This window comes from Billgrantia sp. Q4P2, assembly GCF_052806135.1.
This window is the reverse complement of the sequence record NZ_JBRBAI010000012.1, coordinates 114930-129763: the sequence shown is the minus strand read 5'-3', so window position 1 is coordinate 129763 and position 14834 is coordinate 114930. Positions and strand designations below refer to the sequence as shown.

The 14834-nt window shown below is 63.0% G+C and carries 10 protein-coding genes and 4 tRNA genes; all 14 read left to right on the top strand.

Features of this window, described 5'->3' with window-relative positions; genetic code table 11:
- Nucleotides 1–356: 356 nt before the first annotated feature.
- Nucleotides 357–1340: a biotin--[acetyl-CoA-carboxylase] ligase gene (locus tag ACUY1T_RS18780; RefSeq protein WP_446025075.1), complete on the top strand. Its 984-nt coding sequence runs from the start codon at nt 357–359 to the stop codon at nt 1338–1340.
- Nucleotides 1337–2176, top strand: coding sequence for a type III pantothenate kinase (locus ACUY1T_RS18775; RefSeq protein ID WP_446025074.1), 840 nt, complete (start codon nt 1337–1339; stop codon nt 2174–2176). The genes ACUY1T_RS18780 and ACUY1T_RS18775 overlap by 4 nt, the downstream gene beginning before the upstream one ends.
- 117 nt (nt 2177–2293) lie before the next feature.
- Nucleotides 2294–2377: transfer RNA gene (locus ACUY1T_RS18770), tRNA-Tyr, on the top strand.
- A gap of 46 nt (nt 2378–2423) precedes the next feature.
- Nucleotides 2424–2497, top strand: a tRNA-Gly gene (locus ACUY1T_RS18765).
- 41 nt (nt 2498–2538) lie between these two features.
- Nucleotides 2539–2613, top strand: a tRNA-Thr gene (locus tag ACUY1T_RS18760).
- Nucleotides 2614–2756: 143 nt separating this feature from the next.
- Nucleotides 2757–2832, top strand: a tRNA-Trp gene (locus ACUY1T_RS18755).
- Nucleotides 2833–2900: 68 nt separating this feature from the next.
- A complete protein-coding gene (gene secE, locus ACUY1T_RS18750; protein WP_446025073.1) occupies nt 2901–3269 on the top strand; it encodes a preprotein translocase subunit SecE in 369 nt (122 codons plus the stop codon).
- An 8-nt stretch (nt 3270–3277) separates the two neighbouring features.
- Entirely contained in the window at nt 3278–3811 is a 534-nt protein-coding gene (gene nusG / locus ACUY1T_RS18745; protein WP_446025072.1) for a transcription termination/antitermination protein NusG, read from the top strand.
- Nucleotides 3812–3902: 91 nt separating this feature from the next.
- Nucleotides 3903–4334 (top strand): 50S ribosomal protein L11, encoded by a 432-nt coding sequence (gene rplK / locus ACUY1T_RS18740; RefSeq protein WP_071943762.1) that lies wholly within the window; start codon nt 3903–3905, stop codon nt 4332–4334.
- Between the two features lie 2 nt (nt 4335–4336).
- Nucleotides 4337–5029: a 50S ribosomal protein L1 gene (rplA, locus tag ACUY1T_RS18735; protein WP_446025071.1), complete on the top strand. Its 693-nt coding sequence runs from the start codon at nt 4337–4339 to the stop codon at nt 5027–5029.
- Between the two features lie 269 nt (nt 5030–5298).
- The gene (rplJ, locus tag ACUY1T_RS18730) at nt 5299–5802 is read left to right on the top strand and encodes a 50S ribosomal protein L10 (RefSeq protein WP_446025078.1); all 504 of its coding nucleotides are present in this window, start codon (nt 5299–5301) and stop codon (nt 5800–5802) included.
- Nucleotides 5803–5888: 86 nt separating this feature from the next.
- Entirely contained in the window at nt 5889–6263 is a 375-nt protein-coding gene (gene rplL / locus ACUY1T_RS18725) for a 50S ribosomal protein L7/L12 (RefSeq protein ID WP_446025070.1), read from the top strand.
- Nucleotides 6264–6496: 233 nt separating this feature from the next.
- The gene (rpoB, locus tag ACUY1T_RS18720) at nt 6497–10576 is read left to right on the top strand and encodes a DNA-directed RNA polymerase subunit beta (protein ID WP_446025069.1); all 4080 of its coding nucleotides are present in this window, start codon (nt 6497–6499) and stop codon (nt 10574–10576) included.
- 11 nt (nt 10577–10587) lie between these two features.
- Nucleotides 10588–14808: a DNA-directed RNA polymerase subunit beta' gene (gene rpoC / locus ACUY1T_RS18715; protein WP_446025068.1), complete on the top strand. Its 4221-nt coding sequence runs from the start codon at nt 10588–10590 to the stop codon at nt 14806–14808.
- Nucleotides 14809–14834 lie beyond the last annotated feature (26 nt).

Below are 14834 nucleotides of genomic sequence, written 5' to 3'. Positions count from 1 at the left end.
CCGCTCAGCGCCGATGGTAGTGTGGGGCCTCCCCATGCGAGAGTAGGTCATCGTCAGGCACTTCTTCAGAAACCCAGCTTCGAAAGAGGCTGGGTTTCGTCGTTTGGGGGCCTCCCATGGACCCGTTTGTCGGGAACAAACGGGAACCACTTTAGCGGGCCCGAAGGGCAAGACTCAGGATGAGACGAGTAGAGTGGCGGAGCGCCGCCCGCCGGATGGCCGGCCCGAACATCGTCAGGCATCTATCCCAGGACCCCGAGTGCGATAGCGCTCGGGGTTTTTCTTTATCCAAACAACGCGTTTCCGCGGAAGCGTCAGTTCGCTAGAATGAACCTTTTCCCATTGGGGCACAGGGCATGACCATTGGCGACCTCATTCGTCTGCTGAGTGACGGGGAGTTCCACTCCGGCGAGCAGTTGGGCGAGCGGCTGGGTGTATCCCGTACGGCGGTCTGGAAGCAACTGAAGAAGCTCGAGGCTATGGATATTCCCCTCGAGGCGGTCAAGGGTCAGGGGTACCGTCTTTCCATGCCGCTGGAGCTGCTGGATGGCGGGTTGATCGTGGCCGGTCTGACACGGCAGGGGCGTCAGCATCTTGCCAGGCTTTTCGTCGAGGAAACGCTGCCGTCCAGCAATGAGTTCATTCGGCAGCGCTTTGCGCAGGGGGCTGGTCACGGAGAGGTCTGCTTGGTCGAGCAGCAGAGCGCGGGGCGCGGCCGTCGCGGACGAGTCTGGTCGACCCCATGGGGACGTGCCCTCATGCTATCGGTTGGCTGGCGATTCGAATCCGGTATTGCGGCGTTGGAAGGGCTGAGCCTGGCGGTGGGCGTGGCCTTGGCCAAGGTGCTGGAGCGCCACGGAATGAGCCCCAGGTTGAAGTGGCCCAACGACGTCTTGCTTGGCGATGGTGAGGGGCGTTTGGGCAAACTCGCGGGTATTCTGGTCGAGATCAGCGGCGACACGGCGGGGCCCTGCGAAGTCATCGTCGGGATGGGTATCAACTTCAACCTCCCCGATGCCTTCCGTGAACGGATCGAGCAGCGAGTGGCAGCAGTGCATGACCAGGCGCCAGGCTTGTCCCGTAATCGGCTAGCTGTCGAATTGCTGGACGAATTGATGCCACTGTTGGCAGGTTACGAAACGGCAGGCTTTGGTGCCTGGCAGGGCAGCTGGAATGAGCGGCATGCCTTTCAGGATTGCGAAGTCGAGGTGCTGCGCGGACAGCAGCGCCTCGTGGCGACGGCCGAGTCCGTGGACGAGTCGGGCAATCTGTGGATCCGGCATGGCGACCGGCGAGAACGCCTGGGGGGAGGGGAGATCAGCGTGCGTGGACGTACATGATCCTTGACCTGGACATCGGCAATACGCTTTCCAAGTGGCGATTGAAAGATGCCGACAGTAGCGAGATTCGCTCGCGTGGTGCCGTCTGGACCCGCGAGGAGTGGAAGCCTGGCTCCGATATCCCCGATCTGGACGTGGTCGAGGCGGTGCGCATCTCGAGCGTTGCCCGCCAGGCGGTGTTGGAGCAGACCGTGGCGCTACTGCAGAGTCGCGTGCGGGGCGTGCATGTGGCGCGCTCGGTGCCGGAGGCGCTGGGTGTCTTGAACGGTTACGAAGAGCCTCATCGGCTCGGTGTAGACCGCTGGATGGGTGTGCTGGCCGGTTATCAGTTGGCCGGTGGCTGCTGTGCCGTGGACTGTGGTAGTGCCATCACCATCGATTTCGTACTGCCGGGGGGGCGTCACCTGGGAGGGTATATCCTGCCCGGCCTGCGCCTGATGAAGGAGAGCCTCCAGCTGGGCACGCGCAATGTGGCCATCGACCCAGACAGTGAGGCGGAGGAGCTTCTGCTGCCAGGACGCCGTACCGTTGAAGCCGTGAATCACGGTATCTACCTGGCGGCTGTCAGCGCCGTGAATCGAATCTATGCCGAGGTTTGCGACCGCGAAGGTGTCGCGCTGCCGATGTTGCTAACCGGTGGGGACGCGCGAGTCGTGGCGCGGGGTGTGCATTCTCCCCACGCGGTATGGCCCGACATGGTGTACGGCGGCCTGGAAGCCTGCTTCCCATTGACTGCGGCAGAGCGTGCCGGGCGCATGTCGGGAGCGCCGCGTGTACCTCCGCCGGCCGGGCTGGAAAAAATCCGGGCTGGCCTTGCATTCTCCATGCTGCTTTGACACAATGCAGCGCGTTCCGAAGCCAAGGGGTCGCCGGATTGGCGAGTTCGCAGGCAAGTGGCTTGAAAAACAAGCGCTTGACATAGCTTCGGTAGGCGGTAGAATGGGCCGCCATCTGGAGGGGTTCCCGAGTGGCCAAAGGGAGCAGACTGTAAATCTGCCGCGAAAGCTTCGAAGGTTCGAATCCTTCCCCCTCCACCAGATAAGCCAATCGAGGCCTTGGGTCTGGGTTGGAAAGAGTGGGTAGGCGGGCATAGTTCAATGGTAGAACCTCAGCCTTCCAAGCTGATGGTGCGGGTTCGATTCCCGCTGCCCGCTCCAGGTATTCTTGCCGGTTGCGGCAGGTGGTACCGAAAGGTTGCGCTCATGTAGCTCAGGGGTAGAGCACACCCTTGGTAAGGGTGAGGTCGACGGTTCAAATCCGTCCATGAGCTCCAGTCTAGAAAGGCGAGCTACGGCTCGCCTTTCTTTTCTTCACGGCGAAGTCAAGCCGGAAGGGGTTGTCAGTCGGCGAGTCATTCGCTATCATGACGCCCGCTGTTGTGCGTGCTGCCTGCAAAGGGTAGGGCATACCAGATACAGGCCAGTAGCTCAATTGGCAGAGCAGCGGTCTCCAAAACCGCAGGTTGGGGGTTCGATTCCCTCCTGGCCTGCCAACCTTCCCCAGGTTGGCGTTCTCTTTGCGAACATACTCGATTGCCGCACCCTGAGGAGTCTCGTTTTCATGAAACATAACGCCGAGGTGCAGGAGGCGCGCCGCGACGGGCTCAAGTGGGCGGTTGTCGTCACGTTGGTGGTGCTGGCGGTGGTGGGCAATACCTACTACGCCGACCAGGCGCTTCTCTATCGCGTGCTTGGCGTCGTCGTGCTCTGTGCGGCCGCCGCGGCCCTGGCACTGACAACCGCCAAGGGGCGGGATCTTGCCGAGCTGGCCAAGAATGCCAAGAAAGAGATTCAGCGCGTGGTGTGGCCGACCCGACCCGAAACCGTTCAGACGACCGCCATCGTGCTGGTTGCCGTGCTGGTCGTCGGGCTGATGCTGTGGCTGATCGATACCCTACTTAGCTGGGCGATGTCCGGCGTCATCGGTTAGGAGTTTTCATGTCCAAGCGTTGGTACGTCGTACACGCCTACTCCGGCTTCGAGAAGCATGTCATGCGTTCGCTCAAGGAGCGCGTGAAGATGTATGCCATGGAAGATCGTTTCGGCGAAATCCTGGTGCCGACCGAAGAGGTCGTCGAGGTGCGTGACGGCAAGCGTCGCAAGAGCGAGCGCAAGTTCTATCCCGGCTACGTGCTGGTCGAGATGGAGATGGACGACGCCACCTGGCACTTGGTCAACGAGACGCCGCGCGTGATGGGTTTCATTGGTGGCACCAAGGAGAAGCCGGCGCCGATCACCCAGAAGGAGGCCGATGCCATCCTGCGTCGGGTGAAGGATGGTACCGACAAGCCGCGGCCCAAGACCATGTTCGAGCCGGGGCAGTCCGTGCGTGTCGTCGATGGCCCCTTCGCCGATTTCAACGGCGTGGTGGAAGAGGTCAACTACGACAAGAGTCGCCTGCAGGTCAGCGTGCTGATCTTCGGTAGGGCGACGCCGGTCGAGCTGGAATTTTCCCAAGTCGAGAAAGAGTGACGTTTCTCGACCGTTGATTTGCTGTGCGGCCACTGCGGTGGCCGTTTAACCCGGGGAGCCGCAAGGCGCTACTACCCAACTGGAGTCCATCATGGCCAAGAAAGTACAGGCTTACATCAAGCTGCAGGTTGCAGCAGGTAAGGCCAATCCGAGTCCCCCCGTGGGTCCCGCGCTGGGTCAGCACGGTGTCAACATCATGGAGTTCTGCAAGGCGTTCAACGCTGCTACCCAGGACATCGAGCCGGGTCTGCCGACTCCCGTGGTGATCACCGTCTATTCCGACCGCAGCTTCACCTTCATCACCAAGACGCCGCCGGCGGCTGTCCTGCTGAAGAAGGCGGCTGGCATCAAGTCCGGCTCCGGTGAGCCGAACAAGAAGAAGGTCGGTACCGTGACTCGCGAGCAGCTCGAGGAAATCGCCAAGACCAAGGAGCCGGATCTGACGGCTGCCGACCTCGACGCCGCGGTGCGTACCATTGCCGGTAGCGCCCGTAGCATGGGCCTGAACGTGGAGGGTCTCTGATCATGGCCAAGCTTTCCAAGCGTGCACAGATGATTCGCGAAAAGGTCGATGCCTCCAAGGCGTATAGCCTGGAAGAGGCAGTGGCCCTGCTCGCCGAACTCTCCACCGTCAAGTTCAAGGAGTCGCTGGACGTCGCCATCAATCTGGGCGTCGATCCGCGTAAATCCGACCAGGTGGTGCGTGGTGCTACCGTGATGCCCAACGGTACCGGCAAGGATGTGCGTGTCGCCGTGTTCGCCCAGGGCGCCAACGCCGATGCTGCCAAGGAAGCCGGTGCCGACATCGTCGGCATGGACGACCTGGCCGAGCAGGTCAAGAAAGGCCAGCTCGACTTCGACGTGGTCATTGCCTCGCCGGACGCCATGCGCGTCGTCGGTCAGTTGGGTCAGATCCTTGGTCCGCGCGGCCTGATGCCGAACCCCAAGGTCGGTACCGTGACGCCGGACGTGGCGACTGCGGTCAAGAATGCCAAGGCAGGTCAGGTGCGCTTCCGTACCGACAAGAACGGCATCATCCATACCACTCTGGGCAAGGTCGATTTCAATGCCGACGCCATCCGGGGCAACCTGGAGGCGCTGGTCGCCGACCTCAAGCGGCTCAAGCCGAGCACGTCCAAGGGTATCTATTTCAAGAAGGTCACCCTGTCCACTACCATGGGCCCGGGTCTGACCCTCGATCACTCTTCCTTCGCCTAAGGGCGCAGGTAGACGCTGTTGCAAGAACTTTGCGGTCCCCGAAGGTCCTGTCAGCAGGGCCAAGGGGCGCCGTCAAAGACCGCAGGTGCCGCCCTCTTTCGAGAGGGCGGCTTAATCTCCCCTAGAGGGATGCCTGCGCAGATGGTGTGGCCGCCAGAACGCTGGTGAGCACCATCACCCAGGACTTCCGTCGACGCCTGTCGTCAGCGGAAGAGATGGTAACCTCCGGAGCCTGCTGTATGCGGTTCCGGCACGAAGGAGTGATCACTGTGCCACTAGCACTCGAAGGCAAGAAGGCGATCGTTGCCGAGGTCAGTGAAGCTGCCAAGAGCGCACTCTCCGTCGTAGTTGCCGACTCTCGTGGCGTCACGGTCGAGAAGATGACCGGTCTGCGTAAGCAGGCGCGCGAGAGTGGCGTCCAGCTTCGTGTTGTCCGCAACACCCTGGCACGCCGCGCCCTCTCCGGCACTCAATGGGAGTGTCTGAACGAGAGCTTCGTTGGTCCGACTCTACTGGCGTTTTCCACCGAGCATCCGGGCGCTGCTGCCCGTCTGTTCAAGGATTTCGCGAAAGACGAGAAGAACTTCGAAGTCAAGGCGCTGGCCTACGAAGGCGAGCTGATTCCGGCAAGCGACATTGACCGTCTGGCAACCCTGCCGACTTATGACGAGGCCATCGCCAAGCTGATGTCCGTCATGAAAGAGGCGTCCGCCGGCAAGCTGGTTCGTACCCTGGCCGCCCTGCGCGACCAGAAGCAGGAAGAGGCCGCCTGATCGGCGAACTCATTGCTGCAGCCTGAATCGAACACTGAACAGAGCGCTCGGTGCGCCGAGGCTCCCGCAAAGTTAGGAATACCGAAATGGCACTGACCAAAGAAGACATCATCAACGCTGTCGCCGACATGTCCGTGATGGAAGTCGTCGAGCTGATCGAAGCGATGGAAGAGAAGTTCGGCGTCTCTGCCGCTGCCGCCGTCGTGGCCGGCCCGGCAGCTGGCGGCGACGCTGGTGCTGCCGAAGAGCAGACCGAATTCGACCTGGTGCTGACCAGCGCTGGCGACAAGAAGGTCAACGTGATCAAGGCCGTGCGCGAGATCACCGGCCTGGGCCTGAAGGAAGCCAAGGGTGCCGTCGACGGCGCTCCGGCGACCATCAAGGAAGCCATGCCCAAGGAAGAGGCCGAAGAGGCCAAGAAGAAGCTGGAAGAAGCCGGCGCCACCGTGGAACTCAAGTAAGCCCTTGGTTTCCATGGCTTCACGCGCTGCGTAAGCTTCCATGGCTGGTGGCGGGCCTTCCCGCTGCCGGCCTTTTTCTGTTGCACTAGCGCCTTGCTGACGCAGCGTCGCTAGAAGAATCCCGACGGCGAGCTACCTTTGTGGAGCTTGCCGTCAGCGCCTGACGGGGGCGGTCCCGTCGGGCGGCGCCGACCACGCATCGGTCACCATGGTGAACAAGCTGGGGAATACAGATGGCTTACTCATACACTGAGAAAAAACGCATCCGCAAGGATTTCGGCAAACTGCCCCAAGTGATGGATGTGCCCTACCTGCTGGCGATCCAGCTTGATTCCTACTACGACTTCCTCCAGCAGGACCGCTCGCCCGAGGAGCGCCTCGAGACCGGGCTGCACGCGGCGTTCAAGTCCGTGTTCCCGATCGAGAGCTTCTCCGGCAACGCCGCGCTCGAGTATGTCAGCTATCGCTTCGGCACCCCGGCGTTCGACGTCAAGGAGTGCCAACTGCGTGGTGTCACCTACTCCGCTCCCCTGCGGGTCAAGGTTCGCTTGATCATCTACGATCGCGACTCCTCGAACAAGGCCATCAAGGATATCAAGGAGCAGGAAGTCTACATGGGGGAAATCCCCCTGATGACCGAGAACGGCACCTTCGTGGTCAACGGTACCGAGCGGGTCATCGTTTCCCAGCTGCACCGCTCTCCGGGTGTGTTCTTCGATCATGACAAGGGCAAGAGCCACTCGTCCGGCAAACTGCTGTATTCCGCCCGCGTGATTCCCTACCGCGGCTCCTGGCTCGACTTCGAGTTCGATCCCAAGGACAACGTCTTCGTGCGCATCGACCGCCGCCGCAAGCTGCCGGCCACGGTGCTGCTGCGTGCGCTGGGCATGAGTGCCGAGGAGATCCTCGACGAGTTCTTCGACACCAGCACGTTCCACATCGAGAAGAGCGGTTTCTCGGTGGACCTGGTGCCGTCGCGCCTGCGCGGCGAGACCGCCACCTTCGACATCAAGGACGCCGACGGCAACCTGATCGTCGAGGAAGGGCGTCGTATCACCCAGAAACATATCCGCCAGCTGGAGAAGGCCGGCCTCGAGCGCCTCGAAGTGCCGATGGACTACCTGTTCGGCAAGACCCTGGCCAAGGATCAGGTCGATGCCAGCACCGGCGAGCTGATTTGCCCCTGCAACAGCGTGATCACGCCCGAGCTGCTCGAGAAGCTTGGCCAGGCCGGCATTACCACGCTCGAGACGCTGTACACCAACGACCTCGACTGCGGCCCGTTCGTCTCCGAGACCCTGCGACTGGACACCACCGGCTCTCAGCTCGAGGCGTTGGTCGAGATCTACCGCATGATGCGCCCCGGGGAGCCGCCGACCAAGGAAGCCGCCGAGACGCTGTTCCACAACCTGTTCTTCACCGAGGACCGCTACGACCTCTCCGGCGTCGGTCGCATGAAGTTCAATCGTCGCCTGCGTCGCGAGGGTGATACTGGCTCCGGTGTGCTCGACAACCGTGACATTCTCGACGTGCTCAAGGAGCTGATCTACATCCGTAACGGCTTCGGCGAAGTCGACGATATCGATCACCTGGGCAACCGTCGCATCCGCTGCGTTGGCGAAATGGCCGAGAACCAGTTCCGCGTGGGCCTGGTTCGCGTCGAGCGTGCGGTCAAGGAACGCCTCTCGATGGCCGAGAGCGAAGGCCTGATGCCGCAGGACCTGATCAACGCCAAGCCCGTTGCTGCGGCGGTCAAGGAGTTCTTCGGTTCCAGCCAGCTCTCGCAGTTCATGGACCAGAACAACCCGCTCTCCGAGGTCACCCACAAGCGCCGTGTCTCCGCGCTTGGCCCGGGCGGCCTGACCCGCGAGCGTGCCGGCTTCGAGGTGCGTGACGTTCACGCCACGCACTACGGCCGCCTGTGCCCGATCGAGACGCCGGAAGGCCCGAACATCGGCCTGATCAACTCGCTGGCCACCTACAGCCACACCAACAGCTATGGCTTCCTCGAGACGCCGTACCGCAAGGTGGTGGATCGCCAGGTGACCGACGAGGTCGTGCACCTCTCCGCCATCGAGGAGGGTGATTACATCATCGCCCAGGCCTCAGCCAGCGTGGACGAGTCCAACAAACTGGTCGACGACCTGGTGCAGGTGCGTCACAAGGGCGAGACCACCTTCATGCGCCCCGAGCAGGTGACGCTGATGGACGTCTCCCCGCGCCAGGTGGTATCCGTGGCGGCGGCGCTGATCCCGTTCCTCGAGCACGACGACGCCAACCGCGCCCTGATGGGGTCGAACATGCAGCGCCAGGCGGTGCCGACCCTGCGCGCCGAGAAGCCGCTGGTGGGTACCGGCATGGAGCGCTTCGTGGCACGCGACTCCGGTGTGTGCGCGGTGGCCCGCCGTGGTGGTGTGATCGATTCGGTCGACGCCAAGCGCATCGTGGTGCGTATCAACGAGGACGAGATCATCGGCGGCGAGGCTGGCGTCGACATCTACAACCTCACCAAGTATGTGCGTTCCAACCAGAACACCTGCATGAACCAGCGCCCCATCGTGCGTCCCGGTGACGTGGTGGCACGTGGCGACATCCTGGCCGACGGCCCCTCCGTCGACATGGGCGATCTGGCCCTGGGCCAGAACATGCGCATCGCCTTCATGCCCTGGAATGGCTACAACTTCGAGGACTCGATCCTGCTCTCGGAGCGGGTGGTGCAGGAAGATCGTTTCACCACCATTCATATTCAGGAGCTGACCTGCGTCTCGCGCGATACCAAGCTGGGGCCGGAGGAGATCACCTCCGATATTCCCAACGTGGGTGAGTCGGCGCTCTCCAAGCTCGATGAGGCCGGCGTGGTCTACATCGGCGCCGAGGTGGGGCCGGGCGACATTCTGGTCGGCAAGGTCACACCCAAGGGCGAGACTCAGCTGACCCCGGAAGAGAAGCTGCTGCGGGCGATCTTCGGCGAGAAGGCGTCTGACGTGAAGGACACCTCGCTGCGTGCGCCGACCGGCATGAAGGGTACGGTCATCGACGTTCAGGTCTTCACTCGCGACGGCGTGGAGAAGGATTCACGTGCACTAGCCATCGAGCAGATGCAGCTCGACGAGGTGCGCAAGGACCTGCAGGAGACCTACCGCATCGCCGAGGATGCCACCTTCGAGCGCCTCAAGCGCACGCTTGCCAGCCAGCCGGTCAATGGCGGTCCCAAGCTGAAGAAGGGCGATATTCTCTCGGACAGCTACCTTGAGGAACTGCCGCGCCAGCAGTGGTTCAAGCTGCGCCTGCAGGACGAGTCGCTCAACGAGCTGTTGGCTCAGGCTGACGAGCAGTTGGAGAACCGCCGCAAGGAAATGGAGGAGCGCTTCGAGGACAAGAAGCGCAAGCTGACCCAGGGCGACGATCTGGCGCCGGGCGTGCTCAAGATCGTCAAGGTCTACATGGCGGTCAAGCGTCGCATCCAGCCGGGTGACAAGATGGCCGGCCGTCACGGTAACAAGGGTGTCATCTCGGCGATCATGCCGGTGGAAGACATGCCCTTCGATGACAATGGCATGCCGGTGGACATCGTCCTCAACCCGTTGGGGGTGCCGTCGCGCATGAACGTGGGGCAGATTCTCGAAACCCACCTGGGCCTGGCTGCCCATGGGCTGGGCACGAAGATCGACGCCCTGCTGCGCGACGCCCGCAGCCAGCAGGTGGCCGAGATCCGTGAGTTCCTGGGGCAGGTCTACAATTCCACCACGGGAACGCGGGTCGAGGATATCGACTCGCTCTCCGACGACGAGGTCATTGCCCTGGCCAAGAACCTGCGCGGCGGTGTGCCCATGGCCTCGCCGGTATTCGACGGTGCCGCCGAGGGCGAGATCAAGCACCTGCTGCGCCTGGCCGATCTGCCGGATTCCGGTCAGATGACACTGTATGACGGGCGTACCGGTGATGCCTTCGACCGCCCAGTGACGGTGGGCTACATGTACATGCTGAAGCTCAATCACCTGGTGGACGACAAGATGCACGCCCGTTCCACTGGCTCCTACTCGCTCGTCACCCAGCAACCGCTGGGCGGCAAGGCGCAGTTCGGCGGCCAGCGCTTCGGTGAGATGGAGGTGTGGGCACTGGAAGCCTACGGTGCCGCCTACACCCTCCAGGAGATGCTCACGGTGAAGTCCGACGACGTGGAAGGTCGCACCAAGATGTACAAGAGCATTGTCGACGGCGACCACACCATGCATGCCGGCATGCCGGAGTCCTTCAACGTACTGGTGAAGGAAATCCGTTCGCTGGGCATCGATATCGAGTTAGAGAGCTAGGAGCCGACTCCATGAAAGATTTGGTGAAAGTCCTCAAATCGCAATCACAGTCCGAAGAGTTCGATGCGATCAAGATCTCGCTCGCCTCGCCGGACATGATTCGCTCCTGGTCCTATGGCGAGGTCAAGAAACCCGAGACCATCAACTACCGCACCTTCAAGCCGGAGCGGGACGGGCTGTTCTGCGCCAAGATCTTCGGTCCGGTGAAGGACTACGAGTGCCTGTGCGGCAAGTACAAGCGCATGAAGCACCGCGGCATCATCTGCGAGAAGTGCGGCGTCGAGGTGACCAAGGCGGCGGTGCGCCGCGAGCGCATGGGCCACATCGAGCTGGCCAGCCCCGTCGCGCACATCTGGTTCCTCAAGTCGCTGCCGTCGCGTATCGGCATGTTCCTCGACATGACCCTGCGCGACATCGAGCGGGTGCTCTACTTCGAGAGCTTCGTGGTCATCGACCCGGGCATGACCACCCTGGAGCGCGGCCAGCTGCTCAACGACGAGCAGTACTTCGAGGCCCTCGAAGAGTTCGGTGATGACTTCGACGCCCGCATGGGCGCCGAGGCGATCCAGGCCCTGCTCAAGGACATCGACCTCTCTGAAGAGGTCGATCGCCTGCGCGAGGAGATCCCGCAGACCAACTCCGAGACCAAGATCAAGAAGCTCTCCAAGCGGCTCAAGCTGCTGGAGGCCTTCCTCAACTCCGGCAACGACCCGGCGTGGATGGTCATGGAAGTGCTGCCGGTGCTGCCGCCGGACCTGCGTCCGCTGGTGCCGCTGGACGGCGGCCGCTTCGCGACCTCCGACCTCAACGACCTGTACCGTCGGGTGATCAACCGCAACAACCGCCTGAAGCGTCTGCTCGACCTCAATGCGCCTGACATCATCGTGCGCAACGAGAAGCGCATGCTGCAGGAAGCGGTCGATGCACTGCTGGACAACGGTCGTCGCGGTCGCGCCATCACCGGCTCCAACAAGCGTCCGCTGAAGTCGCTGGCCGACATGATCAAGGGCAAGCAGGGGCGCTTCCGTCAGAACCTGCTGGGCAAGCGCGTCGACTACTCCGGCCGTTCGGTCATCACCGTCGGTCCGACCCTGCGCCTGCACCAGTGCGGTCTGCCCAAGAAGATGGCGCTCGAGCTGTTCAAGCCGTTCATCTACTCCAAGCTGCAGTCGCTGGGCTACGCCTCCACCATCAAGGCGGCCAAGAAGATGGTCGAGCGCGAGCTGCCCGAAGTGTGGGACATCCTCGCCGACGTCATCCGCGAGCACCCGGTGCTGCTCAACCGTGCGCCGACCCTGCACCGCCTGGGCATCCAGGCCTTCGAGCCGCTGCTGATCGAGGGCAAGGCGATCCAGCTGCACCCGCTGGTGTGTGCCGCCTACAACGCCGACTTCGACGGTGACCAGATGGCGGTGCACGTGCCGCTGACGCTGGAAGCCCAGCTCGAGGCGCGGGCGCTCATGATGGCCACCAACAACGTGCTGTCGCCGGCCAACGGTGATCCGATCATCGTGCCGTCCCAGGACGTGGTGCTGGGTCTGTATTACATGACCCGCGAGAAGATCAACGCCAAGGGCGAGGGCATGGTGTTCTCCGGCCTCAACGAGGTCGAGCGCGCCTTCGGTAGCCAGAACGTGTCGCTGCACGCACGGGTCAAGGTGCGCCTCACCGAGGTGCTGGTCGACGAGGAGACCGGCGAGCAGAACACGACGCGCACCCTCTACGACACCACCGTGGGTCGTGCGCTGCTGTTCCGCATCCTGCCCGACGGCGTGCCCTTCGAGCTGGTCGACCAGCCGATGAAGAAGAAGGCGATCTCCAAGCTGCTCAACGAGGTGTATCGCCGTGCCGGTCTCAAGCCGACGGTCATCTTTGCCGACCAGCTGATGTACACCGGTTTCCGCATGGCGACCTGGTCCGGCGCCTCCATCGGCGTCAACGACTTCGTCATCCCGGAGGCCAAGACGGAGATCGTCGAGGCGGCCGAGGCCGAGGTCAAGGAGATCGAGGATCAGTTCTCCTCCGGCCTCGTCACCGCCGGTGAGAAGTACAACAAGGTCATCGACATCTGGTCCAAGGCCAACGACAAGGTGGCCAAGGCGATGATGGCGGGCATCTCCAAGGAGACCGTGATCGATCGCGACGGCAACGAGGTGGAGCAGGACTCGTTCAACAGCGTGTTCATCATGGCCGACTCCGGCGCCCGGGGTAGTGCCGCCCAGATTCGTCAGCTGGCGGGTATGCGTGGCCTGATGGCCAAGCCGGACGGCTCGATCATCGAGACGCCGATCGTGGCCAACTTCCGCGAGGGTCTGAACGTACTGCAGTACTTCATCTCGACCCACGGTGCGCGGAAAGGTCTGGCCGATACGGCACTCAAGACCGCCAACTCCGGTTATCTGACCCGGCGCCTGGTCGACGTGGCCCAGGACATGGTCATCACCGAGCCCGACTGTGGCACCGAGCAGGGCCTGACCCTGCACCCGGTCATCGAAGGTGGCGACATCATCGTCTCCCTGGCCCAGCGCGTGCTGGGTCGCGTGGTGGCGCAGGACGTCATCGATCCCAGCACCGACGAAGTGCTGATCGAGAAGGGCACCCTGCTTGATGAAGCCTGGTGCGAACGTCTCGATACCATGGGCGTCGACGAGATCGTGGTGCGTAGCGCCATTGCCTGTGAGTCGACTCACGGCGTCTGTTCGTCCTGCTACGGTCGTGACCTGGCCCGCGGGCATCAGGTCAACATCGGCGAGGCGGTCGGCGTTATCGCTGCCCAGTCGATCGGTGAGCCGGGTACCCAGCTGACCATGCGGACCTTCCACATCGGCGGTGCGGCATCGCGCGCCTCCGCGGTGGACAGCGTCCAGGTCAAGCACGGCGGCAAGGTACGCCTGCACAACATGAAATTCGTCGAGCGTGCCGACGGCAAGCTGGTGGTGGTATCCCGCTCCAGCGCCCTGGCAGTGGCCGACGACCATGGCCGCGAGCGCGAGTACTACAAACTGCCCTATGGTGCCGAGCTGTCGATCAAGGACGGCGCGGCGGTCGAAGCCGGCCAGATGGTCGCCAAGTGGGACCCGCATACCCACCCGATCATTGCCGAGGTCGAGGGCAAGGTGCAGTACGTCGACATGGTCGACGGCGTCACCATCCACCGCAGCGTGGACGAAATGACCGGCCTGTCGTCGATCGAGGTGATCGAGTCTGCGGCGCGTCCGCAGGCCGGGCGCGACAGTCGTCCGATGATCCTGCTCACCGACGAGAGCGGCGAGCCGATCAGCGTGACGGGTTCCAACACGCCGGTGCAGTACCTGCTGCCGGGCAAGGCGATCGTCTCTGTCGACAACGGCGCCCAGATCGGTATCGGCGAGATCGTCGCGCGGATTCCGGTCGAAGCCTCAGGCAACAAGGACATCACCGGGGGTCTGCCCCGCGTGGCCGACCTGTTCGAGGCGCGCAAGCCGAAAGAGCCGGCCATCCTCGCCGAGATCAGCGGTACCATCAGCTTCGGCAAGGAGACCAAGGGCAAGCGCCGCCTGACGATTACGCCGGAAGACGGCAGCGATCCGTTCGAGGCGCTGATTCCGAAGTGGCGCCAGATCGCGGTCTTCGAAGGCGAGACGGTGGAGAAGGGCGAGGTGATCTCCGACGGTCCGAGCAACCCGCACGACATCCTGCGGCTGCTGGGCGTGGCGGAGCTGGCCAAGTACATCACCGCCGAGATCCAGGAGGTCTACCGCCTCCAGGGCGTGGGCATCAACGACAAGCACATCGAAGTGATCGTGCGTCAGATGCTGCGCAAGGTGGAGATTACCGACTCCGGCGACTCCGAGTTCATCCCGGGTGACCAGGTCGAACTGGTCAAGGTGCTCGAGGAGAACAGCCGCCTGGTGCAGGCCGAGAAGTTCCCGGCCAAATACCAGCGGGTGCTGCTGGGTATCACCAAGGCCAGCCTGGCCACCGAGTCGTTCATCTCCGCGGCCTCCTTCCAGGAGACCACGCGGGTGTTGACCGAAGCGGCGGTTACCGGCAAGCGCGATTACCTGCGCGGCCTGAAGGAGAACGTGGTGGTCGGTCGCCTGATCCCGGCGGGAACGGGGCTTGCCCACCATCAGGAGCGTCGCCGCAAGCGGGAAGACACCGAGCGTCTGCTCCATCCGTCGGCCTTCGACGTCGAGCAGGAGCTGGGTGCCCAGCTCACCGCGCTCGACTCGGACGACGACGAGCTGTAAGCGGGCAGGGCGTCAGGTAGCCGGGC

Excerpts from the sequence above, each read along its gene's own strand:
- ACUY1T_RS18780 (WP_446025075.1), top strand. The coding sequence starts at position 357 with ATGACCATTGGCGACCTCATTCGTCTGCTGAGTGACGGGGAGTTCCAC.
- ACUY1T_RS18775 (WP_446025074.1), top strand. The coding sequence starts at position 1,337 with ATGATCCTTGACCTGGACATCGGCAATACGCTTTCCAAGTGGCGATTG.
- secE (WP_446025073.1), top strand. The coding sequence starts at position 2,901 with ATGAAACATAACGCCGAGGTGCAGGAGGCGCGCCGCGACGGGCTCAAG.
- nusG (WP_446025072.1), top strand. The coding sequence starts at position 3,278 with ATGTCCAAGCGTTGGTACGTCGTACACGCCTACTCCGGCTTCGAGAAG.
- rplK (WP_071943762.1), top strand. The coding sequence starts at position 3,903 with ATGGCCAAGAAAGTACAGGCTTACATCAAGCTGCAGGTTGCAGCAGGT.
- rplA (WP_446025071.1), top strand. The coding sequence starts at position 4,337 with ATGGCCAAGCTTTCCAAGCGTGCACAGATGATTCGCGAAAAGGTCGAT.
- rplL (WP_446025070.1), top strand. The coding sequence starts at position 5,889 with ATGGCACTGACCAAAGAAGACATCATCAACGCTGTCGCCGACATGTCC.
- rpoB (WP_446025069.1), top strand. The coding sequence starts at position 6,497 with ATGGCTTACTCATACACTGAGAAAAAACGCATCCGCAAGGATTTCGGC.
- rpoC (WP_446025068.1), top strand. The coding sequence starts at position 10,588 with ATGAAAGATTTGGTGAAAGTCCTCAAATCGCAATCACAGTCCGAAGAG.